The sequence below is a fragment of the Gordonia sp. IEGM753 genome (assembly GCF_050321825.1).
Lineage (GTDB): Bacteria > Pseudomonadota > Gammaproteobacteria > Pseudomonadales > Pseudomonadaceae > Aquipseudomonas.
This window is the reverse complement of sequence record NZ_JBNQGB010000007.1, coordinates 231,037-256,535: the sequence shown is the minus strand read 5'-3', so window position 1 is coordinate 256,535 and position 25,499 is coordinate 231,037. Positions and strand designations below refer to the sequence as shown.

General features: G+C 57.8%; 20 protein-coding genes. 12 read left to right on the top strand and 8 right to left on the bottom strand.

What is annotated here, in order from left to right; translation table 11 throughout:
* Positions 1-34: 34 nt before the first annotated feature.
* A complete protein-coding gene (locus ACQR3R_RS26815; RefSeq protein ID WP_007943976.1) occupies positions 35-523 on the bottom strand; it encodes a TIGR00645 family protein in 489 nt (162 codons plus the stop codon).
* 160 nt (positions 524-683) lie between these two features.
* Between ACQR3R_RS26815 and ACQR3R_RS26810 the strand changes: the two genes are divergently transcribed.
* A complete protein-coding gene (locus ACQR3R_RS26810; RefSeq protein ID WP_428277073.1) occupies positions 684-2,513 on the top strand; it encodes a hypothetical protein in 1,830 nt (609 codons plus the stop codon).
* A gap of 3 nt (positions 2,514-2,516) precedes the next feature.
* On the opposite strand, the gene ACQR3R_RS26805 is transcribed toward ACQR3R_RS26810, so the two are convergent.
* Positions 2,517-2,855: a PA4575 family protein gene (locus ACQR3R_RS26805; protein ID WP_428277071.1), complete on the bottom strand. Its 339-nt coding sequence runs from the start codon at positions 2,853-2,855 to the stop codon at positions 2,517-2,519.
* Positions 2,856-3,169: 314 nt separating this feature from the next.
* Entirely contained in the window at positions 3,170-5,608 is a 2,439-nt protein-coding gene (locus ACQR3R_RS26800) for an AAA family ATPase (RefSeq protein WP_428277069.1), read from the bottom strand.
* Positions 5,609-5,882: 274 nt separating this feature from the next.
* Here ACQR3R_RS26800 and ACQR3R_RS26795 point away from each other — a divergent pair, with 274 nt between their 5' ends.
* The 4 genes from ACQR3R_RS26795 to ACQR3R_RS26780 all read left to right on the top strand — a co-directional run bounded on the left by ACQR3R_RS26795 (position 5,883) and on the right by ACQR3R_RS26780 (position 9,388).
* Positions 5,883-6,371 carry a DUF3015 family protein gene (locus ACQR3R_RS26795; RefSeq protein ID WP_428277067.1) on the top strand — a complete coding sequence of 163 codons (489 nt, stop codon included), beginning with the start codon at positions 5,883-5,885 and terminating at the stop codon, positions 6,369-6,371.
* Positions 6,372-6,464: 93 nt separating this feature from the next.
* A complete protein-coding gene (locus ACQR3R_RS26790) occupies positions 6,465-8,318 on the top strand; it encodes a DUF7840 domain-containing protein (protein ID WP_428277065.1) in 1,854 nt (617 codons plus the stop codon).
* Between the two features lie 148 nt (positions 8,319-8,466).
* Positions 8,467-8,823, top strand: coding sequence for a hypothetical protein (locus ACQR3R_RS26785; protein ID WP_428277063.1), 357 nt, complete (start codon positions 8,467-8,469; stop codon positions 8,821-8,823).
* Positions 8,824-8,893: 70 nt separating this feature from the next.
* Positions 8,894-9,388 carry a GreA/GreB family elongation factor gene (locus ACQR3R_RS26780; protein ID WP_428277061.1) on the top strand — a complete coding sequence of 165 codons (495 nt, stop codon included), beginning with the start codon at positions 8,894-8,896 and terminating at the stop codon, positions 9,386-9,388.
* On the opposite strand, the gene gdhA is transcribed toward ACQR3R_RS26780, so the two are convergent.
* Complete coding sequence (gene gdhA, locus ACQR3R_RS26775; RefSeq protein WP_428277059.1) at positions 9,385-10,722, bottom strand: NADP-specific glutamate dehydrogenase; 1,338 nt, start codon at positions 10,720-10,722, stop codon at positions 9,385-9,387. The two genes, ACQR3R_RS26780 and gdhA, sit on opposite strands and share 4 nt — an antisense overlap.
* Between gdhA and ACQR3R_RS26770 the strand changes: the two genes are divergently transcribed.
* Positions 10,721-10,894 carry a hypothetical protein gene (locus ACQR3R_RS26770; protein ID WP_428277057.1) on the top strand — a complete coding sequence of 58 codons (174 nt, stop codon included), beginning with the start codon at positions 10,721-10,723 and terminating at the stop codon, positions 10,892-10,894. The two genes, gdhA and ACQR3R_RS26770, sit on opposite strands and share 2 nt — an antisense overlap.
* Positions 10,895-11,097: 203 nt before the next feature.
* Here the strand turns inward: ACQR3R_RS26770 and ettA are convergent, their stop codons facing one another.
* Positions 11,098-12,762: an energy-dependent translational throttle protein EttA gene (gene ettA, locus ACQR3R_RS26765; RefSeq protein WP_428277055.1), complete on the bottom strand. Its 1,665-nt coding sequence runs from the start codon at positions 12,760-12,762 to the stop codon at positions 11,098-11,100.
* Positions 12,763-13,046: 284 nt separating this feature from the next.
* On the opposite strand from ettA, the gene ACQR3R_RS26760 reads away from it, so the two are divergent.
* From ACQR3R_RS26760 to ACQR3R_RS26740, 5 genes are all read left to right on the top strand, one after another.
* On the top strand, positions 13,047-16,895 hold the full coding sequence (locus ACQR3R_RS26760) for an EAL domain-containing protein (RefSeq protein ID WP_428277053.1): 3,849 nt from the start codon (positions 13,047-13,049) through the stop codon (positions 16,893-16,895).
* Between the two features lie 161 nt (positions 16,896-17,056).
* Complete coding sequence (gene glyA, locus ACQR3R_RS26755; protein WP_428277051.1) at positions 17,057-18,310, top strand: serine hydroxymethyltransferase; 1,254 nt, start codon at positions 17,057-17,059, stop codon at positions 18,308-18,310.
* A gap of 350 nt (positions 18,311-18,660) precedes the next feature.
* Complete coding sequence (locus tag ACQR3R_RS26750) at positions 18,661-19,974, top strand: C4-dicarboxylate transporter DctA (RefSeq protein ID WP_428277049.1); 1,314 nt, start codon at positions 18,661-18,663, stop codon at positions 19,972-19,974.
* A gap of 52 nt (positions 19,975-20,026) precedes the next feature.
* The gene (locus tag ACQR3R_RS26745; protein ID WP_428277047.1) at positions 20,027-20,731 is read left to right on the top strand and encodes an FCD domain-containing protein; all 705 of its coding nucleotides are present in this window, start codon (positions 20,027-20,029) and stop codon (positions 20,729-20,731) included.
* Between the two features lie 25 nt (positions 20,732-20,756).
* Entirely contained in the window at positions 20,757-21,446 is a 690-nt protein-coding gene (locus ACQR3R_RS26740) for an FCD domain-containing protein (RefSeq protein WP_428277045.1), read from the top strand.
* A 106-nt stretch (positions 21,447-21,552) separates the two neighbouring features.
* On the opposite strand, the gene yjiA is transcribed toward ACQR3R_RS26740, so the two are convergent.
* The 3 genes from yjiA to ACQR3R_RS26725 form a co-directional block, all read right to left on the bottom strand.
* Complete coding sequence (gene yjiA, locus ACQR3R_RS26735; RefSeq protein ID WP_428277043.1) at positions 21,553-22,524, bottom strand: GTPase; 972 nt, start codon at positions 22,522-22,524, stop codon at positions 21,553-21,555.
* A gap of 162 nt (positions 22,525-22,686) precedes the next feature.
* Complete coding sequence (locus ACQR3R_RS26730; RefSeq protein WP_010467494.1) at positions 22,687-22,884, bottom strand: YbdD/YjiX family protein; 198 nt, start codon at positions 22,882-22,884, stop codon at positions 22,687-22,689.
* Between the two features lie 15 nt (positions 22,885-22,899).
* Positions 22,900-24,966 carry a carbon starvation CstA family protein gene (locus tag ACQR3R_RS26725; protein WP_428277041.1) on the bottom strand — a complete coding sequence of 689 codons (2,067 nt, stop codon included), beginning with the start codon at positions 24,964-24,966 and terminating at the stop codon, positions 22,900-22,902.
* Positions 24,967-25,126: 160 nt separating this feature from the next.
* Between ACQR3R_RS26725 and ACQR3R_RS26720 the strand changes: the two genes are divergently transcribed.
* Positions 25,127-25,495, top strand: coding sequence for a PilZ domain-containing protein (locus ACQR3R_RS26720; RefSeq protein WP_428277039.1), 369 nt, complete (start codon positions 25,127-25,129; stop codon positions 25,493-25,495).
* The last annotated feature ends 4 nt before the right edge of the window (positions 25,496-25,499 follow it).

Below are 25,499 nucleotides of genomic sequence, written 5' to 3'. Positions count from 1 at the left end.
CGCCGCACCGCCCGTCTGGTTGAACCGCACGGTGTCAGTGTTTGGTCAGTTTATCCAGATAACCCATGGCAAATGCCGACACCACGAAGGTCATATGAATGATCACGTACCATTTCAAATGCTCAGGATCGACGTTCTTGGCGTCCATGAAAATCCGCAGCAGGTGAATCGACGAAATGGCCACGATGGAAGCCGCCACCTTCATTTTCAGTGAAGAGGAATCCATGGTGCCCAGCCAGTTGAGCTTCTCTTTGCTGTCGTCGATGTCTAGCTGGGAAACAAAGTTCTCGTAGCCGGAAATCATCACCATCACCAGCAAGCCGCCCACCAGCGCCATGTCGATCAGCGACAGCAGCACCAGGATCAAGTCTGACTCAGCCATCGAGAAGACGTTGGGGATGACGTGGAAAACTTCCTGGAAGAATTTCAGCGCCAAGGCCAACAGCCCCAGCGACAGGCCGAAGTAAATCGGCGCCAGCAGCCAGCGGGAAGCGTACATAGCATTTTCGATAAAGCGTTCCATTGAATCTCACACAGGGGCTGGAAATGCCGGCGAGTATACCAGCCGCCCGTCACACCCAGAAACAGTCCGAAAATCCGCCACCTGCGCATGTGTGACAAGGTTTTTCTGCTAGTGTCCAGACTATTGAATGCTCAGCGATAGCGGACAGGAAAACTGGAAAATGGATGTGCGATTGCCCTTAACGAGTGCCGTCATCGGCGCGATGCTGATGACCATCGGCTGCTCTCCCGCCGACGAACAAAAACCGGTCAGTCTCGACGAACGGACCGCCCAGTTTGAAAAATCCCTGGACGCCGTTACCGATCCACAGCTCAAAAGCGCAATTGCCGATCTCGGTGGCTCCCTGCTGCTGCTGGAGCGGGCGGAAGAGAAGCTCAAGGCAAAACCGGTGGAAACCGAGTACGGCGACGATGCCATGGTCTTGCTCAAGCACTATCCAACGCCACAAGCGTTGGTCGACACTTACCTCAATGGCCTGTTTGTGCTGCGTAAGACCTCCAGCTCCGACTACCTGACCGACCTATCGCCAATCTTCCCTTTCAGCTTCAACCCGCCGGCGCAGTTTCCGTTCCCTCATGGGCTGGAATGGGAGTCGGTAACGCTGAGCAACAAAAAAGTGATCCCTTTTCAACCGGAGTGGTCCGAAACCGACCCCGGCATTCAGCTCAGCCCTTCCAGCTCCAACGTCGACAACCCGGACGACTTGACGGTGACTTACCCGTTTATCGAGGGCATAGAGGTCGACAACAAGAAACAGCCGCAACCGTTAATGCTCAAAGGCAAGGCTGAAATTATCGCGCCGCGCCGGGTCTTCACGCTGACGCTGACCGACAAGGATGTGGGCAAGCCACGTACTGATGACAACATCAGCGTGACCTTGCTGAGCCTGAACAATAACGTGGCCGAGCTCGAACTCAATAACACGGCGCCGTTGATACCGGAGGTCACCGAGACACAGCTCAACCCGCTGATCGTCCAGGCCAAGGACACCACCGGAGGCTTCTTGTCCCGTTCGGGATCGATCAACGAGAGCGCCGCGCAGATTGCGTTCTACGAAAAGCAGCTGGGCGAAATGCAGGCACAAAAGGCCTGGAGCGATGCGTTCGAGAAACAGCTCAAAGATGAGCAGCAGACGTTTGAACAGCAACAGAATCGCCATTACACCCGTGTTTTCTTCAACGGCCCCATAAACGTGCTTGAGGTCAGCGTCCTTGATTTCTCGGCAGCCACCGTCACCCGCAAAGAACTGCAACTGCCGGTTCTCAGGTTTGACCCGAGCACCACGGAGAAAACCATCCAGGCGCTGCCCTCACCAGTAGTGGTGTACGACGATCAGGCTGCCAACTGGCTTAAAGGCGCGACCTTGAGCGAGGATCAACTGAAAAGCGGTGTGAGTGTTGTCCAGTCGGTTGATGACGCGAGCGCTGCACGCATCGAGTTCGATCACACCCGCTCGTTCAATGATGAGCTGCTGGGCTCCTCGTTCAGCCCCGGCGACAGCCCGGTGACGTTCTTCACTCAAGACGACAGCGGCAAACGCGGCGAACCAATTGAACTGCCGCCCGAGGCCTATCAGGTCGACCCACTACGCGGCACCATTACTTACGATTTGAACCTGTTTCCGGAAATGCCGGCATACGCCGTTGGCTCGATGCCGATGTTTCTTGCAACGATCGCCAAGCAAACCCTCAGCACCAAACAATTGCCCAAAGGCCTGGAGCTCAAAGGCAATGCGTTAGTAGTCGACCTGAAGGACTTCCCCGCGCAGGACTGGCGGTTTTTTGCCAAGGACGATAGCGGCAACTATCTGAAAGAGATTCTCTCGGTCAGCCACGATGCCAGTGCACAAGGCCCCGCATTGTTTGGCGTGCATTATTTTTACGGGCAACCCACTCAGCTGGAAACTTACCAGCGCACCGACCTCGACACCGTCGAGTATGGGTTCGAGGTGAAACTGGACAAGGCTGATCCGGCCCAACTCGATCAATAAATCTCAGCGATCGGGCCGGAACTCGAAACCTGGGTTGCGGCCGCGCCCACCGTTGATTTCCCGCAGTTGGGCTTGCAGATGCAGGCACCAGATTTGCGGATCGTCGGCCAGTTCATAGCCGTGCAGCGTCAGGCTTTCCACGATGGTGTCGAGAATTGATTCAGCCACGAAAGGCCCGTGAAACGGCCCTTGAGCCTTGATGGCAGAAGGTTGTTCGCCAGCCATTCCAGCGGCGAAAAGCAGGGTCCACATGCCGGTATCTCCCGCCAATGGGCGGATGGCACATTCGATACGGGTCACAAGACCCAAGCACTGACGGGTGAGGCAGAGGTTGCGCGACATGGCGGCGACCCTCGGTAGATCCGGTGTTCAACCCCCACACAGGAAGGCTGTCTCGATCCAGTGATTACTGTCGATATCCTTGAGCTGAGAATAGAAGAAAAGTTTGCCTAGCACGCCAACTGAGACCAGAAGGCGCCGAGCGGTCATTGTGTGAATATTGACGCCAGAGTGATGGCACTTTTTCATCACTCACCCAATACAAATGTGGGAGCAAGCCTGCTCGCGCTGAGGCGCTTACATTCAACATCTCTGTAGGCTGTAAGTCCGCAATCGCGAGCAGGCTCGCTCCCACAATGTTACGTGTAGCCTTCAAATCAGGCCGGTTTGGCCTCCAGCAATGCTTCTTGTGCCAGCTCTTTTTCGGCTTCTTTGAGATCGTCTTCGCTGATCATTTCGGCGATCACCCGCAGACGCTCAACGACGCGCGCATTGACGCTGCCCTCAGGGAACTCGCCATTCTCATCCGGCGCACCCGCCGGCTCGCCCACCAGCAGGCTCAGGGCTTCGTCAGCCTGGCGCACGGCGTACACATGGAATTGCCCGGCGCGGACCGCCGCCAATACCTTCTCGTCCAGCATCAGTGTGGCTACGTTAGCCTGGGGAATGATCGCCCCCTGTTCACCTGTCAGCCCACGCGCCTCACAGAGCCGGAAGAAGCCTTCAATTTTCTCGTTGACCCCGCCCACTGCCTGCACTTCACCAAACTGGTTGATTGAGCCGGTGATCGCAAAGCACTGCTTGAGCGGTGTTTTCGACAATGCCGAAATCAGGGTGCACGCCTCGCCCAACGATGCGCTGTCGCCATCCACATATCCGTAGGATTGCTCCAGGGCAATACTTGCAGAGATCGCCAACGGGAATTCCTGGGCGTAACGGCTGCCCAGATAACCGGTGAGGATCATCACGCCCTTGGAGTGAATCGGCTGCCCGAGATTCACTTCTCGCTCGATGTCGACGATACCGCTGCCACCCGGATACACCGTGGCGGAAATCCGCGCTGGCACACCAAACGCCGAGTCACCGACTTCCAGCACGGTCAGTCCGTTGCACTTGCCGACAGCAGCGCCATCGGTGTCGATCAGGATGATCCCGGCCAGCATGTCATCGAGAATCCGTGCCGAAACACGCCCGGTACGCGTGGCTTTCGCCTTGAGTGCGCGTTCGATGTGTCCGGCATCGGTCATCTCGTCGCCGGCCAAGTGACGAATGAAATCTGCCTCGCTGACCAGTTGAAACAGGTCGCCGATACGTGCCGACAAGCGACCTTGGTGCTCAGCCAGACGCGCGCTATAGGTCGCCAGACGCGCCACCGCATCAGCGGTCAACGGCGCCATGCCTTCTTCCGACGTTCGGGTTTTCAGCAACTGGGCGAACTGCTCCAGGCTCTCGTCGACCATCGGGATGTCTTCATCGAAATCCACGAGGACACGGAACATCTCCTGGAAGTCCGGATCGAGGTCTTGCAGCGTGTAATACAACTGACGGGCACCGATGATGATGACCTTGACCTGCAGCGGAATGTGCTGCGGCGTCAGGGTAACCGTGGCCAAGCGACCCATTTCACCGAGCGGCGATTCCATTTTCAGTTTGCGCGATTGCAGAGCACGTTTCAGCGCGTCCCAAACAAACGGTTCACTGAGCATTTTTTCTGCTTCAAGAATCAGGAAACCGCCGTTGGCACGGTGCAGCGCACCCGGTCGCAACTGACGATACGTGGTGTAGAGCGCGCCTTGGTCCGTGCTGTACTCGATGCGCCCGAATAGGTTTTCATAGGTCGGATGTGGCTCGAATACCACCGGCGCACCGCCGCTGGCCGAATGACCTACAACCAGGCTCGGTGCGTATTGCTCTTCCAGCATCTTGCGAGCGATGGCGTCGACCTTGCTGTCATCCACCAGTTGCTCGACCACGGTCTTCAACAGGTAAACCTGCACCGCTTGCAAATAGCCACACACAGCGGCGTTTTCTGCGTATTTCTCAGACAGCGGCGAAAGCAAGGGCTGCAAAGCGAGGGTGATGGTTTCTTCGTTGAGCTGACGCAGTTGGTTGCTCGACTCACGCTTCCATTGCGGCAGGCTGGCAAGCTCTTCGTTCAGCCGCTCTTCTAGCCACGAAATATCGTCGTGGAAACGTTCGCGCTCAGCCTCAGGTAATTGGGCGAACTCCGCCTCGTCCAACGCCTTGCCTTCGCTCATCGGGGTGAAGGCAATGTTGCTGGCGTCGCGGTAAAGCGCGACTTCTTTTTCCAGGGCCAGACGCTCGATGACGTCCAGCGCCTTGTCATAACGCTGGTTGAAGGCGCGATCGATCGCGCTTTTCTTCTGCTGATAGGACGGGTGTTCGAAGACCGCCGGGAACGTCGCCAGCAAGTTGTCGATCAAGCCATTGATGTCGCCAATAAAAGCGCCGGCGGTGCCGGACGGCAATTCCAGTGCACGAGGCTCGCGAGGTTCATCAAAGTTGTTGACGTAGACCCAGTCGGCCGGAGTCTGCAGGCGTTTGCCTTCGGCCTTCAGGTAGCGTTTTACGAACGAAAACCGGCCTGTGCCGGGCTCACCCATGACAAATACGTTGTAACCGGGACGTGGCATGGCCACACCGAACTGCAAGGCTTCGACCGCGCGTTCCTGGCCGAGTACACCGCGAAAGGGCTCCAGATCATTGGTGGTAGAGAAGCTGAACTGTTCAGCGGAAAACGGACGGGTCAGCGCTTCAGGCGCTAGACGCAAGCTGGCAGCAACAGGATCAGGCATCGGGCTTCCTTACATCAGGCGGGGCAGATAACGGCATTCTGGCGCTGCCCATACCTCACTTGCAAGGCGCGCCTTTCGCCAAAGCATAGCCAAACCGTAATCCCCAGCCCGGCCGGGGGCAAATCGATGTTTTTCACGAATATTTCGCAAAAATCTACGGAACCCTTGGATCGTGCCTAAACTCCAAACTGCGCGGCTGGAACAATAACCGGCCCACTGGCGCCAGATCGGGCCAGACCCTGTCCATTGGTATGCACATAAAGAGAACATAGCTATGAAACGGATTCTTCTCGGTACTCTCTTCACCGTTGTATCCCTCAACGCCATGGCACAAGCGCCAGGCGGGCCGGATTGCGGTTGGGGCAACATGCTGTTCGAAGGTCAGCGTGGCACCCCGGCTCACTTCCTGGCTTCCACCACCAACGGCACTTCCGGCAACGCAACCTTCGGTATGACCTCCGGTACCAACGGTTGCTCGACCAACGCGTCGCTGACGTATGGCGGCAAATCCTGGTTCGCCATGAATGGCATGATGAACGAGCTGTCCGAAGACATGGCTAAAGGTAACGGCGAAGCGCTGACTACCTACGCTGTCGTACTGGGCGTTGCGCCGGAAGACCGTGAGCACTTTGCAGCTGTGACTCACGAGCACTTCCAGCAAATCTTCAGCAAGGCTGACGTGACTGCTGATGACGTGCATACCAACACCCTGGCTGTACTGAAAAGCGATCCTCGTCTGGCCAAGTACGCTACTCAAGCTTAAGCTCGACCCGCCCGTTCCTTTCGGGGAGCGGGTTTTATTTTTTGGACCTGCCCTTCCTTGGGTCTTTGTTTCTTTCGACTTAAGTTGCCCACTATGCTCAAACGCCTTGCCTGGCTGGCGCTCTGTGTCTGCGCCCCGCTGTCCGCCGCGCCACACGTCGACAATCAACGTTTACAGCAACTGGCCAACGACCCTTTCTGGATTTCCCTGGGACACTACGAAACCGCCAAATTGGGTGGATGGCGCAGTTATGTCAGCGATAAAAAGTTTTTCCTCGCCCCGGATGGCAATGAACATCCCGACCATGAGCTGGCCGCGACGGTGCAAGCGCTATACGCCCCTGCCAGTGCCGGCGAAAAGCACGCGCAATGCGTTTATCCGGCACGAACGCGGTGGCTGAAGGCCCAGCTCAACCTGACTGATCTGCCAACGCTTGACTGCGCAGAGTTCAAACAGTGGTTCAAGGACGTCTCGCCGCACAGTGCGGTGATGATTTTCCCGGCGGCGTACCTTAATAGCCCGTCGTCGATGTTTGGCCACACGCTGCTGCGCATCGATCAGGCAGACGTGCAAAGCGACAAGACCTCTCTGCTCAGCTATGCGATCAACTTTGGCGCGTATATCGAAGGCTCGGACAACAGCATTCTTTACGCGTGGAAAGGTTTGATGGGCGGCTATCCAGGCTTGTTTGCGCTGGTGCCCTACCAGGAAAAACTCTCGGAATACCGCAGTCTCGAGAACCGTGATTTGTGGGAATACCGGCTGAACCTGACGCAAGCCGAGACCGAGCGTATGGTCGAGCACGTCTGGGAGCTGAAACAGATCCAGTTCGACTATTTCTTTTTCGACGAAAACTGCTCCTATCGCTTGCTTGAACTGTTGCAAGTGGCTCGCCCGAGCCTGCGCCTGACCGAACAATTCCCGCTTACCGCCATTCCGACCGATACCGTCAAAGCCGTGAAAGAAGCCGGGCTGGTGGAATCCATACAATATCGCCCCTCTCGTGAGCGTGAATTACTGAGCCGGGCCCAGCCACTGGATCCTGAAGAACAGCAATGGGTGCTGAAAGTCAGCGCCGATCAAAAGCAACTGCAGGCCCCTGCCTTCAAATCACAGCCGCGTGACCGCCAAGCCCTGATTATCGATGCGGCTTACCGTTTGGAACGCTATCGCGCTAACGGCCAGGAACGTGACCCTGAACGCTCGCAGCGAAGTTTCGAACTGCTGCGCGCGATCAACCAGAACCCCGCGCCGGACCTGGATATTCCTCGCCCCGGCCTGCCCGAAGATGGCCATGAGTCCCGCACCTGGCAAGCCGGGATAGGTACGCGAGGCGACAAAGCCTTTGGCGAGTACGGCTTACGCATGGCTTATCACGATCTCAACGACAACGCCGAGAGCTTCCCGCTGGGCGCGCAGATCGAAATCCTGCAAATGAAGCTGCGCCAGTACGAAGGCAATCATTGGCAATTGCAGCAACTGGATCTCGCGACTATCCGTTCCCTCACCCCACGCAATGAGCTGCTGCAGCCGCTCTCCTGGCAGGTTACTGGCGGCCTGGAGCGAGTGCCGGGCAAACACGACGACGAAACGCTGGTCAGCCACGTCAACGGCGGCGCCGGCGGAACCTGGCAACTGGGCGAGGACGTGCTTGGTTTTGCCTTGGGTACTGTGCGCATCGAGCACAACAACGATTTCGCCGGTTTCGTGGCTCCGGCGGCAGGTTTCAACAGCGGTGTGCTATGGAGAAACCCGTTGGGCAATTTCAGCCTGGAGACCAAGGGCGACTTCTTCACCAACGGCGAAGTGCGACGCAGCGTGAGCCTGAATCAGCAATGGGAATTGTCGCGCAACCTTGGCCTACGCCTGAGCGCACAACGTGAATTCAGTCACCTTGCAACGCCCGAGAACGAAGTGATGCTTGAGGTGAAGTGGTACCACTATTGATTCAGGAACCCTCTGATAGAGCGAGCAAGCCCATACCCACAGAGCGGTTTGCGCAATTGAATGGATTTTTCACAGGCCTTCTACGCACGACTCACCTATTCACTTCTAGACTTGCCCTGTAGGCCATCGAACGGCCCGGGAGTCCGAGATGTTGCGTTGTATGGCGTTGATGGGGTTGGTGGTGATGATCGCGGGGTGCCAGACGACTCACGAGGACCTGCTTGCCAAGGGTTATCCACCGGCGTTCGCCGACGGTTTCGATGACGGTTGTAGCAGTGGCCGGCAGGCGGCGGGGGCAATTACCGGGGAGTTTCGTAAAAACGTTCCGCGTTATTTGCAAGATAAACAGTACGCAGAAGGCTGGGACGATGGCTTGCACCAATGTCAGGCCATGCGTGAAAACCAGGATCGCGAGAATTATCACAGCCAGCATTGGGACGACCGCGAGAAAGCCTGGCAACAGCAAAAGGACCAAGACACCGCGCGAGCTTATCGCTCGCAATGAGTCGCTCGCGGACATCCGCCGAAACCAAAAGCCTGCGACCATGGCCTAAACCCTATGACGGGAGAAAATCATGAGTCGCGCCTTCGTCAACGAAGATAACGCCGCTGCGCAAGCCGATCAGCCAGTTGAACGGCAGGTCAGTGCGCAGCCCAATTACGTGACACCCACAGGCCTGGCGCAATTGCAGGCCAAGGTCGCCGAGCTGCAACACCTGCACAGCGAACAGTCGGCCAACGGCGAGCAGGCAGACAAGCAGCGTCTGGCGGACCTTGAACGCGACTTGCGCTATTTCAACCTGCGCCTGCAAAGTGCCCAAGTGGTCACCGCCGCCAGCTCGACGAAAAAGGTGCAGATCGGTAGTCGCGTGACGTTCGCCGATGAACACAGTACCGAACAAACCGTACAACTGGTGGGTGAAGATCAGGCGAACGCTGCGGCAGGCCTGATCAACTGGGGTTCACCACTGGGCCGGGCATTGCTGGGGGCGCAACTCGGTGATGAGGTGCTGTGGCAACGTCCGGCCGGTGATCAGCAGATTGAGATCATCCGTATCGAGCCGGCTTAAACCACGCCCTGGGCGAGCATTGCATCGGCGACTTTGACGAAGCCTGCGATGTTTGCACCTTTGACGTAGTTGACCTTTCCATTCTCTTCGCCGTAATGCACGCAAGCGTGATGGATAGACTGCATGATCGTGTGCAGCTTGCTGTCCACTTCACCACCGCTCCATAGCAGGCGCATGGCGTTCTGCGACATCTCCAGCCCACTCACCGCGACGCCACCGGCGTTGGACGCCTTGCCCGGGGCGAACAAAATGCCGGCCTCGATAAACAGGTCAACGGCTTCCAGCGTGGTTGGCATGTTCGCGCCTTCAGCCACACAGATACAGCCATTGCTCAACAACGTGCGGGCGCCCTCGATGTCGAGTTCATTTTGCGTCGCGCAGGGCAGCGCGATGTCGCACACCAGATCCCAAGGCGATTGGCCGGCGCGAAATTCCAGCCCAAACCGTGCAGCCAATTCGCTGATTCGCCCGCGCTTGACGTTTTTCAGCTCCAGCACCGCCAGCCATTGCTCTTCACTCAGGCCGGCCTCGCAGTACAGCGTGCCTTCGGAGTCCGACAGCGAGATCACCTTGCCGCCCAGGTCCATGACTTTGCGCGCGGCGTATTGCGCCACGTTGCCGGAACCGGAGATGGCCACGCGTTTGCCTTCGACGGTTTCAGCGCTGCGCTTGAGCATTTCTTCAGCGAAGTACACGCAACCAAAGCCTGTGGCTTCAGGACGAATCAGACTGCCGCCATAACTCGGGCCTTTGCCGGTCAGCACGCTGGTGAACTGATTGCTGAGCCGCTTGTATTGGCCGAACAGGAAACCGATTTCACGGGCACCGACGCCGATATCGCCAGCCGGCACATCAACATCCGCACCGATGTGGCGGTACAACTCGCTCATGAAGGCCTGGCAAAAACGCATGACTTCCGCATCGCTTTTGCCTTTGGGATCGAAGTCCGAGCCGCCCTTGCCGCCGCCCATGGGCAACGAGGTCAGCGAGTTTTTGAAGGTCTGTTCAAACGCCAGAAACTTCAACACGCCCAGGTTCACCGAACGATGGAAACGCAAGCCGCCCTTGTAAGGACCGATAGCGCTGTTCATCTGCACTCGAAAACCGCGATTGACCTGCACTTTGCCCTGATCGTCTACCCAGGAAACCCGGAACACCACCGCTCGCTCCGGCTCGCACATACGCTCCAGGATGCCAGCGTTCAGGTAATGCGGATTGGCTTCAAGAAATGGCCACAGACTGCGCAATACTTCCTCCACGGCTTGGTGGAATTCAGGCTGGTCAGGGTCACGTTTTTTCAGGCGGGCGAGGAAGGATTCGACGGATTCAATCATGGAAAAGTCTCGGCAAATTTATTGTCGTTGGAAGAGATTGAGCCAGACTTTAACAAACGAATCGCGCACAGGAACAGAGCAAAATGTCGCGTTTGTGAAATTAAATGGTGCACTGGATATAAATTTATCCTTCTTTTTGGCTCTTTTTGCACCTGAATGGGGATTTAAATAGAGATGATTGCACCGCCCTGGAGATCGCCTTCGCGAGCAAGCCCGCTCCCACATTTAATCTAGGGTGAACACAAATCCGAGGTTCAGTGAAGATCCAATGTGGGAGCGGGCTTGCTCGCGAATGTCGCACCTCGCTTCCCCTGAAAGAGCAAAAAAAAACGGAGCCCCGAAGGCTCCGTTTTTTTATGCAACCAACCCGATATATCAGGCCAGTTTTTTGTGCCGTACGCGATGTGGCTGTGCAGCCGCTTCGCCAAGACGCTTTTTGCGATCGGCTTCGTATTCGGTGTAGTTGCCTTCGAAGAACACCGCTTGCGAATCGTCTTCGTACGCCAGGATGTGCGTGGCGACGCGGTCCAGGAACCACCGATCGTGAGAGATCACAATGGCTGCGCCCGGGAAGTCCAGCAGCGCTTCTTCCAGCGAACGCAATGTTTCAACGTCGAGGTCGTTGGACGGTTCGTCGAGCAGCAATACGTTGCCGCCCTCTTTAAGGGTCAGAGCCAAGTGCAAGCGACCGCGCTCACCACCGGACAGATCCTTGACGAACTTCTGCTGGTCGCCACCCTTGAAGTTGAAGCGCCCCACGTAAGTACGCGACGGAATCTCGTAATTACCGATGCGGATCTGATCCGAACCGTCGGAGATTTGCTGGAACACCGTTTTGCTGCCATCCAGGTCTTCGCGGCTCTGGTCGACGCAGGCCAATTGCACGGTTTCGCCCACTTCGATGGTGCCGGAATCCGGGGTTTCCTTGCCCATCAACATGCGGAACAGGGTCGACTTACCGGCACCGTTACCACCGATCACGCCAACGATGGCGCCTTTAGGCATGGAGAACGACAGGTTGTCGATCAGTACACGGTCGCCATAACCTTTGGAAACGTTCTTGAACTCGATGACCTTGTCACCCAGGCGCGGACCGGCCGGGATGTAGATCTCGTTGGTTTCGCTGCGCTTCTGGAATTCCTGCGATTGCATTTCTTCGAAGCGTTGCAAACGTGCCTTGGATTTGGACTGGCGGGCCTTGGCGCCTTTGCGCACCCACTCCAGTTCTTCCTTCATGGCTTTTTCGTGGGCCGACTGCTGCTTGGATTCAGCCGCCAGACGATTGGATTTGGCTTCGAGCCAACCCGAATAGTTGCCCTCGTAAGGGATGCCGGCGCCACGGTCGAGTTCCAGGATCCAGCCTGCGACGTTGTCCAGGAAGTAACGGTCGTGCGTAATCGCGACCACGGTGCCCGGGAAGTCGTGCAGGAAGTGCTCCAGCCAGGCGACGGAATCGGCGTCCAGGTGGTTGGTTGGTTCGTCGAGCAGCAGCATGTCGGGGGCGGACAGCAGCAGGCGGCACAGGGCCACGCGACGCTTCTCACCGCCGGACAGGAATTCAACCTTGGCATCCCAGGCCGGAAGACGCAGCGCATCGGCGGCGACTTCCAGTTGGCGATCCAGGTTGTGACCGTCGCTGGCTTGCAGGATGGCTTCGAGTTTGGCTTGTTCGGCGGCCAGTTTGTCGAAGTCGGCATCTTCTTCAGCGTAAGCCGCGTAGACCTCGTCCAGGCGAGCCTGGGCGTTCTTGATCACGCTGACCGCTTCCTCGACCACTTCACGCACGGTCTTGGTGGGGTCCAGGATCGGTTCCTGCGGCAGGTAACCGATGTTCAGGTCTGGCATCGGACGGGCTTCGCCCTCGAACTCGGTGTCGACGCCGGCCATGATTTTCAGCAGCGTGGACTTACCCGAACCGTTGAGGCCGAGTACGCCGATCTTGGCGCCCGGGAAGAACGACAGCGAAATGTTTTTCAGGATTTCCCGCTTCGGCGGTACAACTTTGCCCAGCCGATGCATGGTGAAGACGTATTGAGCCATGGAGAACCTAGGGTCAGTGACAGATGAATGGTTGGAGCGCAGGCGATGCCCGGCCAGGCCGTGCGCGTCGTCCGCTTGAGGGTATCAAAGCGTGCGCGCTGAAAAAGCCTGAGTCTAGGAGCTGGAACGCTCCCGCGTAACCGGCAAAGCTACCTTATTGACAGATGGCAGTCCAGCCGAGCGGGGCTGGCACTTTGCCACAACTCAAGGCATGCTAGCCGCCCTCCGGGCGTCCGGCTTATAGTGCACGTCGCGCCAGTCCAGCCAAACCGCAGGATTACAGTTTGCCCAATCCCACTTCACCCGCCCCCGTGAGCGCCTCTACCACCGCGTCCGGCTCGCCTATGCGTGGAACATTGAAGGGTGCGCTGGCGACATTGGTCCTGTTGCTGCTCGCACTGCTGTTCTGGCAGTTGCTGGATCAGCTTGGCGAAACCCAGAAAAACCAGCGCCAATACACCATCGACTACACCGCCGATCTCGCGTCTCAGGTGAGCCTGAACATGGCGCTCAACGCCCAGATCGCCCTTAATTTGCTACCGATCGTCGAACAGCCGCAAAGCGCCGACGAACAGCAGGCGCTGTTGCGCACGTTGCAACAGTCGCTGCCCGAGCTTCGCAGCCTGGCGTTGCTCAGCCCATCGGGGAAAATCCTCAGCGACAGCGCCGACAATAGCGACGACGCCGACTATCTAAGCGAGCTGGTGCGCCGCAGCCGCGCCCAGGCTCATTATTTCAGCAACGCCAATGACGGCTCCGTGGTGCATTTGCTGTTGCATCAGGCCAGTGGAAGCACCCGCGGCTATTGGGCCTTGCGTCTGACACCGACGTTCTTCTCTGCCCTGACCAAACAGGACGAGGCCGGTGCTCGTCCGCTGTGGCTGGTGGAGAACCGGGTCAATCACCAGATCATCAGCCGCGATGAAGCAACGCCTTTATCCCTGCAAGGAACCTTGACCCAGGACGATCTGGCCAACAGCGTATTGACCGTTCCATTGAGCAACAGCGACTGGCAAATGCGCGGCCTGTTCGACCGGCAACGTGTGATCGAACAACTGCTGCCGGCATTCATTGGTAAATGCCTGCTGGGACTGGCGCTCTCATTGCTGCCGTTTATCGCCCTGCTGAACATGCGCCGTCGTCAGCGTCAGTTGAACGAGGGTCGCCGGCGCTATCAGGACATTTTCGAAGGCACCGGCGTTGCGCTTTGCGTGCTCGACATGTCCGGTCTCAAGAGCGCTTTCGACAAGGCCCAATTGCACACCAGCGAGCAGTTGGGCACCTGGCTTGCGAACCCGGAACTGCGCCAGCAATTGCTCCAGGAACTGCGCATCACCGAGGTCAATAAAGTTGCCTTGCAACTGCTTAACGTCGACACCTGCGAACAGGCCTGGAAACTGTTGATCGACGGCCATTCACTGGACAACACCGCCATAGGCGATCAGGTGCTGGATGCGGTGCTCAATGGACAAAGGCAGCTGGAGCTGGAAATAAAGCTGCAGGACGCTAAAGGCCGCGATCAGCACGTATGGCTCGTGCTGCGCCTGCCGGAAGACCAGGACGACTACAAAGCGGTCATCCTGAGCATCACCGACATCACCAGCCGCAAGCTTGTCGAGCTGTCGCTGCTGGAGCGCGAAGGGTTCTGGTCGGACGTGGTGCGCACGGTGCCCGATCACCTGTATGTGCAGGATGTCATCAGCCAACGCATGATCTTCAGTAACCACCACTTGGGCCAGACTCTCGGCTACGACCGTACCGAGCTGCACCAGATGGGCGAGTATTTCTGGGAAATCCTGCTGCACCCCGAAGACGCCGACTATTACCACCGCTCGCGGCAAACCCAGCGCGCAGGTGGTTACAGCCAATTGCTGCAATGTCAGCTGCGCTTTCGTCACCGGGACGGTAAATGGCGGCGTTTCGACATTCGCGAACAAGCTTTGGCCCGGGACAAACATGATCAGGTCACCCGTATCATTGGGGTCGCCAAGGACGTTACCGAGCAGATAGAGGCCAGTGAATCGCTGCGCGACAGCGAACAGCGTTACCGGATGCTCGCTGAAAGCATCAGTGACGTGATTTTCTCTACCGACAGAAAGATGTCGCTCAACTACGTCAGCCCATCGGTGCAAGCCGTACTCGGTTACGAAGCCAGTTGGGTATTCGAGAATGGCTGGCAATCGATCATCGCCAACCCGCAGCAATTGTCGGGCGTCTACGGCTTGATGGACCGCATCAGCAAAGCCTTGGGCAAACCCGAGCAGATGGCGCTTCTGCGCAGCCAGGTACAAACCCAATTGTTTTTGTTCGATTGCCTGCGCGCCGACGGGCGTAAGATCCCCATCGAGCTGCGCCTGGTGTTGGTGTGGGACGAACACGGCGAATTCGAAGGCGTGCTCGGCGTCGGTCGCGACATCAGCCAGCAGCGCCGTGCAGAGAAAGACCTGCGCATGGCTGCCACGGTATTCGAACACTCGACTTCAGCGATTCTGATCACCGATCCGGCCGGTTACATTGTTCAGGCCAACGAAGCGTTCAGTCGTGTGAGCGGCTACGCCGTGGAGCAGGTACTCGACCAATTACCGAACATGCTGACCGTCGATGCGCAGCAGGAAGCCCATCTGCGTTACGTGCTCAAACAGCTCAACCAGAACAACACCTGGGAAGGCGAAGTGTGGCTCAAACGGCGCAACGGCGAGCATTACCCGGCATGGGTCGGCATTACCGCGGTGCTTGACGACGAAGGCGATCTGGCCAGTTATGTGTGTTTCTTCAGTGATATCAGCGAGCGCAAAGCGAGTGAACAGCGCATCCACCGCCTCGCGTACTACGACGCACTGACGCACCTGCCCAACCGCACGTTGTTCCAGGATCGACTGCACACTGCGTTGCAATCGGCCGAGCGGCAGAAGTCGTGGGTGGTGCTGATGTTCCTCGACCTGGACCGTTTCAAACCGATCAACGACTCCCTGGGCCACGCCGCTGGCGACCGCATGCTCAAGGAAATGGCCACGCGCCTGCTCGGCTGTGTGGACGACGACGACACCGTGGCACGCATGGGCGGCGATGAATTCACCTTGTTGCTGCAGCCTCGGGTGAACCGTGAAATAGCCCTGAACCGGGCCATTCACGTGGCCGAGCAAATTCTCGCCAGTCTGGTGAAACCGTTCGTGCTGGAAGGCCGGGAATTTTTCGTGACCGCCAGTATCGGCATCGCCCTGAGCCCGCAGGACGGCAACGAACTCAGCCAATTGATGAAAAACGCTGATACCGCGATGTACCACGCCAAGGAGCGTGGCAAGAACAACTTCCAGTTCTATCAGGCCGACATGAACGCCAGCGCCCTGGAGCGCCTGGAACTCGAAAGTGACTTGCGTCATGCCTTGGAACAAGACGAATTCGTGCTGTATTACCAACCGCAATTCAGCGGCGACGGCAAGCGTTTGACCGGCGCTGAAGCCTTGTTGCGCTGGCGTCATCCACGACGTGGACTGGTGCCGCCCGGGGATTTCATTCCGGTGCTCGAAGAACTCGGCCTGGTGGTGGATGTGGGCGATTGGGTGATCAGCGAGGCCTGTCGTCAACTCAAGACCTGGCATCAGGCCAAGGTTCGGGTGCCTAAGGTCTCGGTGAACATTTCAGCGCGACAGTTTTCCGATGGCCAACTCGGAACCCGGATCGCCACCATTCTCAAGGAAACCGGCCTGCCGCCGGCCTGCCTGGAACTGGAGCTGACTGAAAGTATCCTGATGCGCGAAGTCAGCGAAGCGATGCAGATTCTTGCCGGGCTGAAAAACCTCGGCTTGAGCATTGCGGTCGACGATTTCGGTACCGGCTATTCATCGCTCAATTACCTGAAGCAGTTCCCGATCGACGTGCTGAAAATCGACCGCACCTTTGTCGACGGCCTGCCTTCGGGTGAGCAGGATGCGCAAATCGCCCGCGCGATCATCGCCATGGCGCACAGCCTCAACCTGGCGGTCATCGCCGAGGGCGTGGAAACCCACGAACAACTCGACTTCCTGCGCGAGCACGGGTGCGATGAGGTTCAGGGTTATCTGTTCGGTCGACCGATGCCGGCGAGCCGATTTGAAGCGCAGTTCAGCAACGATGCGCTGTTCATGTTCGATTGACGCGCAATCATTGTGGCGAGGGAGCTTGCTCCCTCGCCACAGTCACCGCTGATCCCGTCATGAAGCCCACTTGTCCGCGACATGATGTCCTTTCATATGCCATCTAAAACCCGTTGGGTTAGAATGCTCCCCTTTTCTGCCCCCGATCCTTGAGGACCGCCATGTTCAGCCGTGATTTGACTATTGCCAAGTACGACGCCGATCTCTTTGCCGCCATGGAGCAAGAAGCTCAGCGCCAGGAAGAGCACATTGAGCTGATCGCTTCGGAAAACTACACCAGCCCTGCGGTGATGGAAGCCCAAGGCTCGGTACTGACCAACAAGTACGCCGAAGGCTACCCGGGCAAGCGTTACTACGGCGGTTGCGAGTTCGTCGACGTTGTTGAACAACTGGCCATTGATCGTGCAAAAGAACTGTTTGGCGCCGATTACGCCAACGTTCAGCCACACGCTGGTTCCCAAGCCAACAGCGCCGTTTACCTGGCTTTGCTGTCGGCTGGCGACACCATCCTGGGCATGAGCCTGGCGCACGGCGGTCACCTGACTCACGGTGCCAGCGTTTCTTCGTCCGGCAAGTTGTACAACGCCGTTCAGTACGGCATCGACACCAATGGCCTGATCGACTACGACGAAGTCGAGCGCCTGGCCGTTGAACACAAGCCAAAAATGATCGTGGCAGGTTTCTCTGCCTACTCGCAGATCCTCGACTTCCCGCGCTTTCGCGAAATCGCTGACAAGGTCGGTGCTTACCTGTTCGTCGACATGGCCCACGTGGCCGGTCTGGTTGCCGCAGGTGTTTACCCGAACCCGGTACCTTTCGCTGACGTCGTGACCACCACCACGCACAAAACCCTGCGCGGTCCTCGTGGCGGCTTGATCCTGGCTCGCGCCAACGCCGACATCGAGAAGAAGCTGAACTCCGCCGTATTCCCAGGCTCCCAAGGTGGCCCGCTGGAACACGTGATCGCCGCTAAAGCCATCTGCTTCAAGGAAGCGCTGCAGCCTGAGTTCAAGACCTACCAGCAACAAGTGGTGAAAAACGCCAAGGCCATGGCCGGCGTGTTCATCGAGCGCGGTTTTGACGTGGTCTCCGGTGGTACCGAAAACCACCTGTTCCTGCTGTCGCTGATCAAGCAGGACATTTCCGGTAAAGACGCCGATGCCGCACTGGGCAAAGCATTCATTACCGTGAACAAGAACTCCGTACCGAATGACCCACGCTCCCCGTTCGTGACTTCCGGCCTGCGCTTCGGCACTCCGGCAGTCACCACTCGTGGCTTCAAGGAAGCAGAGTGCAAAGAACTGGCCGGCTGGATCTGCGACATCCTGGCAGACTTGAACAACGAAGCGGTGATCGACGCCGTTCGTGAAAAGGTCAAAGCCATCTGCAAAAAACTGCCGGTATACGGCGCTTAATTGCACCGCTAAACCTGCAGCATGAAAAACCGGCCAGTCATGGCCGGTTTTTTTTCGCCTGCACAATAGTTGACTGATTGATCGGATTTCCCCACAGCCGATGGGCTGGGGACTGCGACCTTGAGCTTTTTGTTGATCATCAGGCCGCCTTCGCTGGCAGCCATGTTTCTACAGGGTTGGCACTACTGGTAAGACCGGTCATGCCAATGGATGATTTTTTACTTGCGATCATCCAAAAACAGCGCCTAGACTGCGCCTGCACTGGACATACCGGTAAGACCACAATAATTAAGTCCTGAATCTGATGCCTCGAAGCATCGGCAGCCAGGACACCGACCAGGATTCCTCCCATGCTCAGATGGTGCTCGCGTTCAATCTTCCTTCAAGTGGTTCTCGGACTGGTGCTCGGCATCGTCTGCGGGCTGACCCTTCCCGAATACTCTGCCCAGCTCAAACCCCTCGGCGACGGCTTCATCAAACTGATCAAGATGCTCATCGGCCTTATCGTGTTCTGCGTGGTGGTCAGCGGCATCAGCGGCGCCGGCGACTTGAAGAAAGTCGGACGCATCGGCCTGAAATCGGTGATCTATTTCGAAGTGCTGACCACCATTGCCTTGGTGATTGGCCTTGTGTTCGCCTTCAGCACCGGCATCGGCAGCGGCGCGAACATTCATCTGGATCAACTGGCCAAAGCCGACATGGGCGATCTGGCACAGCGCGGTCAGCAGATGCACACCACCACGCAGTTCCTGATGGACCTGATTCCGACGTCAGTGATTGGCGCCTTCGCCGAGAACAACATCCTGCAAGTGCTGCTGTTTTCGGTACTGTTCGGCAGTGCGTTGAACCTCGTCGGAGAAGCCGCCTCGGGTATTTCGCGGCTGATCAACGAACTGAGTCACGTCATCTTCCGCATCATGGGCATGATCGTGCGTCTGGCGCCGATTGGCGTGTTCGGTGCCATCGCCTTTACCACCAGTAAATATGGCCTGGACTCGCTGCAGCACCTGGGCAGCCTTGTCGGCCTGTTTTACCTGACCTGTGCGGCGTTCGTGTCGTTGATTCTCGGCCTGGTGATGCGTTTGTCCGGACTGCGGATGTGGCCGCTGCTCAAGTACCTGCGCGAAGAACTGCTGATCGTGATGGGCACTGCTTCGTCCGACGCCGTACTGCCGCAAATCATGCGAAAACTCGAACACCTGGGCATCGGCAGCTCGACGGTCGGCCTGGTGATTCCTACCGGCTACTCGTTCAACCTCGACGGTTTCTCGATCTACCTGACCCTGGCCATCGTGTTTATCGCCAATGCCACCGGCACGCCGCTGGCCATGACTGACCTGCTGACCATTCTGCTGGTGTCGCTGATCACCTCCAAAGGTGCCCACGGGATTCCCGGTTCGGCACTGGTGATTCTGGCGGCAACGCTGACCGCGATTCCGGCGATTCCGGTGGTCGGTCTGGTACTGGTGTTGGCGGTGGACTGGTTTATGGGCATCGGCCGGGCGCTGACCAATCTGATCGGCAACTGCGTCGCCACCGTGGCCATTGCGCGTTGGGAGAAGGACATAGATATCCAGCGCGCAAACAAGGTGCTTTCCGGGCAGCAGGGTTATACCTTTCAGCCGAGAAAACCGGTCGCGCCGGCGCATCAGCAAGAATTTTGAATCGTGCGCGAGCCTGCCAGACGGCAGGCCCGCCCAATCCATGGAGCGAACAGTGATTACCACCTCAACGGTCGTCAATTCAGTCGTAGAAAACCTTCGGGCCGCACTGGCCCGTGGTCAGTGGCGTTCCGGCGAAATGCTGCCGGGCCAGCGTGATCTGGCCGAACAACTGGGCATCAGCCGCCCGAGCTTGCGTGAAGCGGTGATCGTGCTGGAAACCCTCGGCCTGGTGCGCTCGATGCCGGGCAAAGGCGTGGTGGTGCTGGATGCCAACCTCAGCGACAGCCAACACCACGACAGTGCGGTCGCCGGCGCCAGCCTGGAAGACGTGCTGCAACTGCGCTACACGCTTGAGCCGTTCATCGTCGGTCTGGTGGCGCAGTCGATCAGCAGCAAGGAAGTCGGGCAACTGCGCCTGACCCTGATGGACATGCGCGAGGCACTGGAAGCCAACGACGCCGAGGCCGGGGTCAACGCCTACATCGCGTTCCACGAAGAGTTGTTCACGCTGACCTCGAATCCGATCTTCCAAAGCGTGGTGCAACAGACCAGCAATGCACTCAAGCAAAGTGCCGAGGTACTGCGCAACTCTCCCGAGCATTTGGCCGAGCGCCTTGAAGAAAACGAAGCCGTGGTGCGCGCGATCCGCAGCAAGAACAGCGCCCAGGCCAGCGCCGAAATGCGCCGGCACATTCTTCGCGAAGGCCAGCGGATGGGCATTGAATTGAACATCCCGGACGACAACCTCGGCAGTTGAACATTTTTTAAACCGGAGACAGGCCATGAACAGCTTCGCCTCACTGCAGACTCGTGTTGCCTTGCCCTTTTCTCCGTCCACGGAAGATTTGTACGCGCGGGTTTTCGACGCCATTCTCGACCAGCGCATCGACACGACGAGTCGCTTTACGGAAGAAAGCCTGGCGCAGATGTTCGGCGCTCGACGCAGTGATATTCGTGGTGTGCTGACGCAACTGTCCCATCAGCAGGTCATTGTGCTGCGCTCCAATCATCGACCGCGCGTGGCTTTGCTTGATGCCGAGCAGGTTCGGCAGACGCTGCATGCGCGACGCCTGACCGAGATCACACTGGTGCGACTCGCCTGCCAGCAGCTTCGACCGCGCGCATTACAACGTCTGGGTGAATTGATCGATAGCGAGCGCCACTGCGGCGCGCGAGGCACGTCGATCCGCTTGTCGGGTGAATTCCACTCAGGATTGGCCGAGATGGCTGGGAATTCCCCGTTGGCGCATTTTCTCGGCAGCTTGGTGACAATAACTTCGTTGGCGATTGCGCAATTTGAAGCGCAGTTGGAAGGGGATTGCGTGTGGCAGGCACACCAGAGGATTCTGGACGCGGTAGCCCGGCAAGATGCCACCATGGCTGAAGCTTTGTTAAGCGCTCACTTGGATCACGTGCAAGCGGTGTTGATAAGCTCAGCGCCGCTATTCAGCAAAAACAGTGTTGCCGGTTAGGTCGCTTTCACGAGCAAGCCCACTCCCACACTTGGCAATGCATCGCCCTGTGGGAGCAGGCGTGAACTCGCGACAGCGCCCTCGAAAACGCTGAAGGTTTGTGCCCTTATTCCGCCGCCACCCGCGCAAACCCTTCGCGAATTTTCTCTTCCGGCAAATCATCGGCAATAAATACGATCACGCTTTCCCGTGCTTCGTCTTCGGCCCATTCCGTGTCCCAGTCGAAGCCGTACAGCTTCAGAACGCCCTGAAACACCATCCGCCGTGGCTCGCCGGCAATGCTCAGCACGCCTTTGTAACGCAGCAGTTGCTTGCCATGCTCTTCCAGCAGTTCATTCATGAACTCGCTGAGCTTGTCGATATCCAGCGGCTTGTCGGTGCGCAGCACCAGACTGGAAATGCGGTCGATGGAAGGCGCTTTGCTGACCGGACGCAAACTCACACCACCGCCGAGGTCGGCGTTGAGGTTGAACCCGCGTACGTCGAGCAATTCGGCCAGGTCGATTTTGCCGTGTTCAACCACACGAATGGGCGCACGACGGTTGATGCGCGCAAGGCGTTCACTGAGCGCGGCGAACGTCGGCTCATCCACCAGATCACGCTTGCTCACCAGCAAACGGTCGGCGAAACCGACCTGCGCCTGGGCAATGGTCTGGCTCAGGTGAATGTCGGCGTGTGCGGCGTCCACCAAGGTGATGATGCCGTCGAGGATGTAGCGCTCGCGCAGTTCCTCATCAATGAAAAAGGTTTGCGCCACCGGAGCAGGATCGGCCAGACCGGTGCACTCGATTACCAGTCTATCGAAGGCGATTTCACCACTGTCCAGGCGTTCCAGCAGCAGGTACAAGGCCTTGGTCAGGTCGGTATGGATGGTGCAGCAGACGCAACCATTGGACAGCGTCATGACTTGCACCGGCTCGTCGCCCAATAGTTGGGTGTCGATGCCGGCGTCACTGAATTCGTTCTCGATCACGGCGATTTTAAGGCCATGCTCGGCTTTAAGCAGATGGCGCAAGAGCGTGGTTTTGCCCGCACCGAGGAAGCCGCTGAGGATCGTGACGGGGATGGGAGAGGACAAACTGGATCTCCTGACTCACAAAATTAAAGTATCAACCCAAAATAAATATGGGAGCTGGCCTGCCAGCGATGGCGGCTGAACATTCAACATCACTGTTGATTGACAGTCCGCCATCGCTAGCAGGCTAGCTCCCACTGGATTCCGGCTAATCCGACAACCGGTTCAACAGCACTTCGGCCCACCCTTGCCACCGTAACGAGCCTCTTGGCGTTCCCGGAAGAACATTTCGTAGGACATCATCGGTTTGTCCGGGTGTTTGGTTTGCATATGCTCGACGTAGTTGTCGTAGTCGGGCATGCCGACCATCAGGCGCGCAGCCTGACCGAGGTATTTACCGAGGCGACTCAGGTCATTGAACATGGTTGCAATCCTCGTTTACGCGTCTGGCAAGGCCTGGAATGGCGCTTCTTTATCCGTACGTTCTTTAGTGCCCCAAGCGGCAATGCCGACTTTGAGCGCGTAGAACAGAATACTGAAGACCACGAACAGGAACAGCGCTGTCAGCGTTGCGTTGGTGTAGGCGTTGAATATCACGTGCTGCATCTGCGTGATGTCCTTCGCCGGGGCGAGGATCTGGCCGTTGGCCAGCGCATCGCTGTATTTCTTGGCCAGCGACAGGAAACCGATCGCCGGATTAGCGTCGAACAGCTTGATGAAGCCTGCGGTGACGGTGCAGATCAGCAGCCAGACTGCCGGCAACATGGTGACCCAGATGTAGCGTTGGCGCTTCATTTTGATCAGCACAACGGTAGCGAGCATCAGCGCGATACCGGCCAGCATCTGGTTGGAGATGCCGAACAGCGGCCACAAGGTGTTGATGCCACCCAGCGGATCGATCACGCCCTGGTACAGCAAGTAACCCCACATCGCCACGCACCCTGCCGTCGCAATCAGGTTGGCCGTCCAGGACTCGGTCCGTTTAAGCGCGGGCACGAACGTCCCGAGCAGGTCCTGCAGCATGAAACGTCCAGCTCGAGTGCCGGCGTCGACAGCGGTCAGGATAAACAGCGCTTCGAACAGGATCGCAAAGTGGTACCAGAATGCCATGGTGTTTTCACCCGGCAGAACACTGTGCAGGATCTGTGCGATACCCACCGCGAGCGTTGGAGCACCACCGGCACGTGCCAGGACGGTGGTTTCACCGATATCCCGGGCGACGGCTTGCAGTGCTTCCGGGGTAATTGCGAAACCCCAGCTGCTGACGGTTTGCGCAACTTGCACGACATCACCGCCAACGATAGCTGCCGGGCTGTTCATGGCAAAGTACACGCCTGGCTCGATCACCGATGCGGCAACCATTGCCATGATGGCCACGAAAGATTCCATCAGCATGCCGCCGTAACCGATGTAACGGGCATGGCCCTCACTGGCGAGCAATTTCGGCGTGGTGCCGGAAGCAATCAGTGCGTGGAAACCCGATACCGCGCCACAGGCGATAGTAATGAACAGGAACGGGAACAGACCGCCCTTCCACACCGGACCTGTGCCATCGATGAACTGGGTCAGCGCTGGCATTTTCAGCTCGGGCATGGTGAACAGAATGCCGATGGCCAGCGCGATGATGGTGCCGATTTTGAGGAAGGTCGACAGGTAATCACGCGGTGCCAGAATCAGCCATACCGGCAATACTGCGGCAACAAAACCGTAACCGACCAGCATCCAGGTAATTTGAATCCCGGTAAAACTGAAGGCTTTGGCCCAGACCGGATCAGCAGCAATTTGCCCGCCGAGCCAGATCGACCCCAGCAACAGTAAAACGCCGACGACGGAAATCTCGCCGATGCGGCCCGGACGGATGTAGCGCATGTAAATGCCCATGAACATCGCGATCGGGATGGTCGCCATCACCGTGAAAATACCCCACGGACTTTCGGCCAGGGCTTTAACCACGATCAGCGCCAACACGGCGAGGATGATGATCATGATCAGGAAGCAGCCAAACAAGGCGATGGTGCCGGGAATGCGGCCCATTTCTTCACGGACCATGTCGCCCAGTGAACGGCCATTGCGGCGGGTGGACATGAACAGGACCATGAAGTCCTGAACGGCACCGGCCAGTACCACGCCGGCAATCAGCCAGAGCGTACCCGGCAGGTAGCCCATCTGCGCCGCCAATACCGGACCGACCAAAGGCCCCGCGCCAGCGATGGCCGCGAAGTGGTGTCCGAAAAGGATATGTTTATTGGTCGGAACGTAGTCCAGACCGTCATTGTTGACGACGGCGGGGGTGGCCCGTCGCGGGTCGAGCTGCATCACATGGTTAGCGATGAACAGACTGTAGTAACGGTAAGCAACCAGATAAATGGCCACCGCGGCAACCACAATCCATAAGGCGTTGATCGCCTCGCCTCGACGCAATGCCACTACGCCAAGGGCGCACGCTCCTACGATTGCCAGCAACAGCCAGGGTAAGTGGCGTAGCAGGCTATTATTATTTTTCATTTTATTATTCCAGCCAGGGTGGACAAGAAAGACAGCCACCTCGAGTTTAGCTCTCCTGACGGCAAAGACCATACCCCGACATTGGTCTAGAGGCTTGGGCCGTGCTGGCAGGCTGCGACAATGCGGGTCTATAGTCAGCGAATCTAACGAGGATTGCGCCATGAGCGAGCACCCCGCCGAAAGACGTCGCTTTAAACGTATTGAGTTCGATGCCCGAACCGAGCTCAGCCAGGGCGAATTCATTTGGCCGGTGAAACTGATAGACCTGTCACTGAAGGGTTTACTGATCGAACGGCCCGAGCCGTGGCTGGGAGAAGCGGGAAAGGATTTTTCCGTCGACATTCATTTAAGCGATGAGGTCGAGATCAAGATGGACGTGCAACTGGCTCACGAAGACCATGGTCAGCTCGGATTCGTGTGCCGCCACATAAGCCTTGAATCCATCGAGCGCCTGCGGCGGTTGATCGAACTCAACCTCGGCGACCCGCAGGCGCTCGAAAGAGAGCTGGGAGCGCTGATCGAAGTTTGACCAC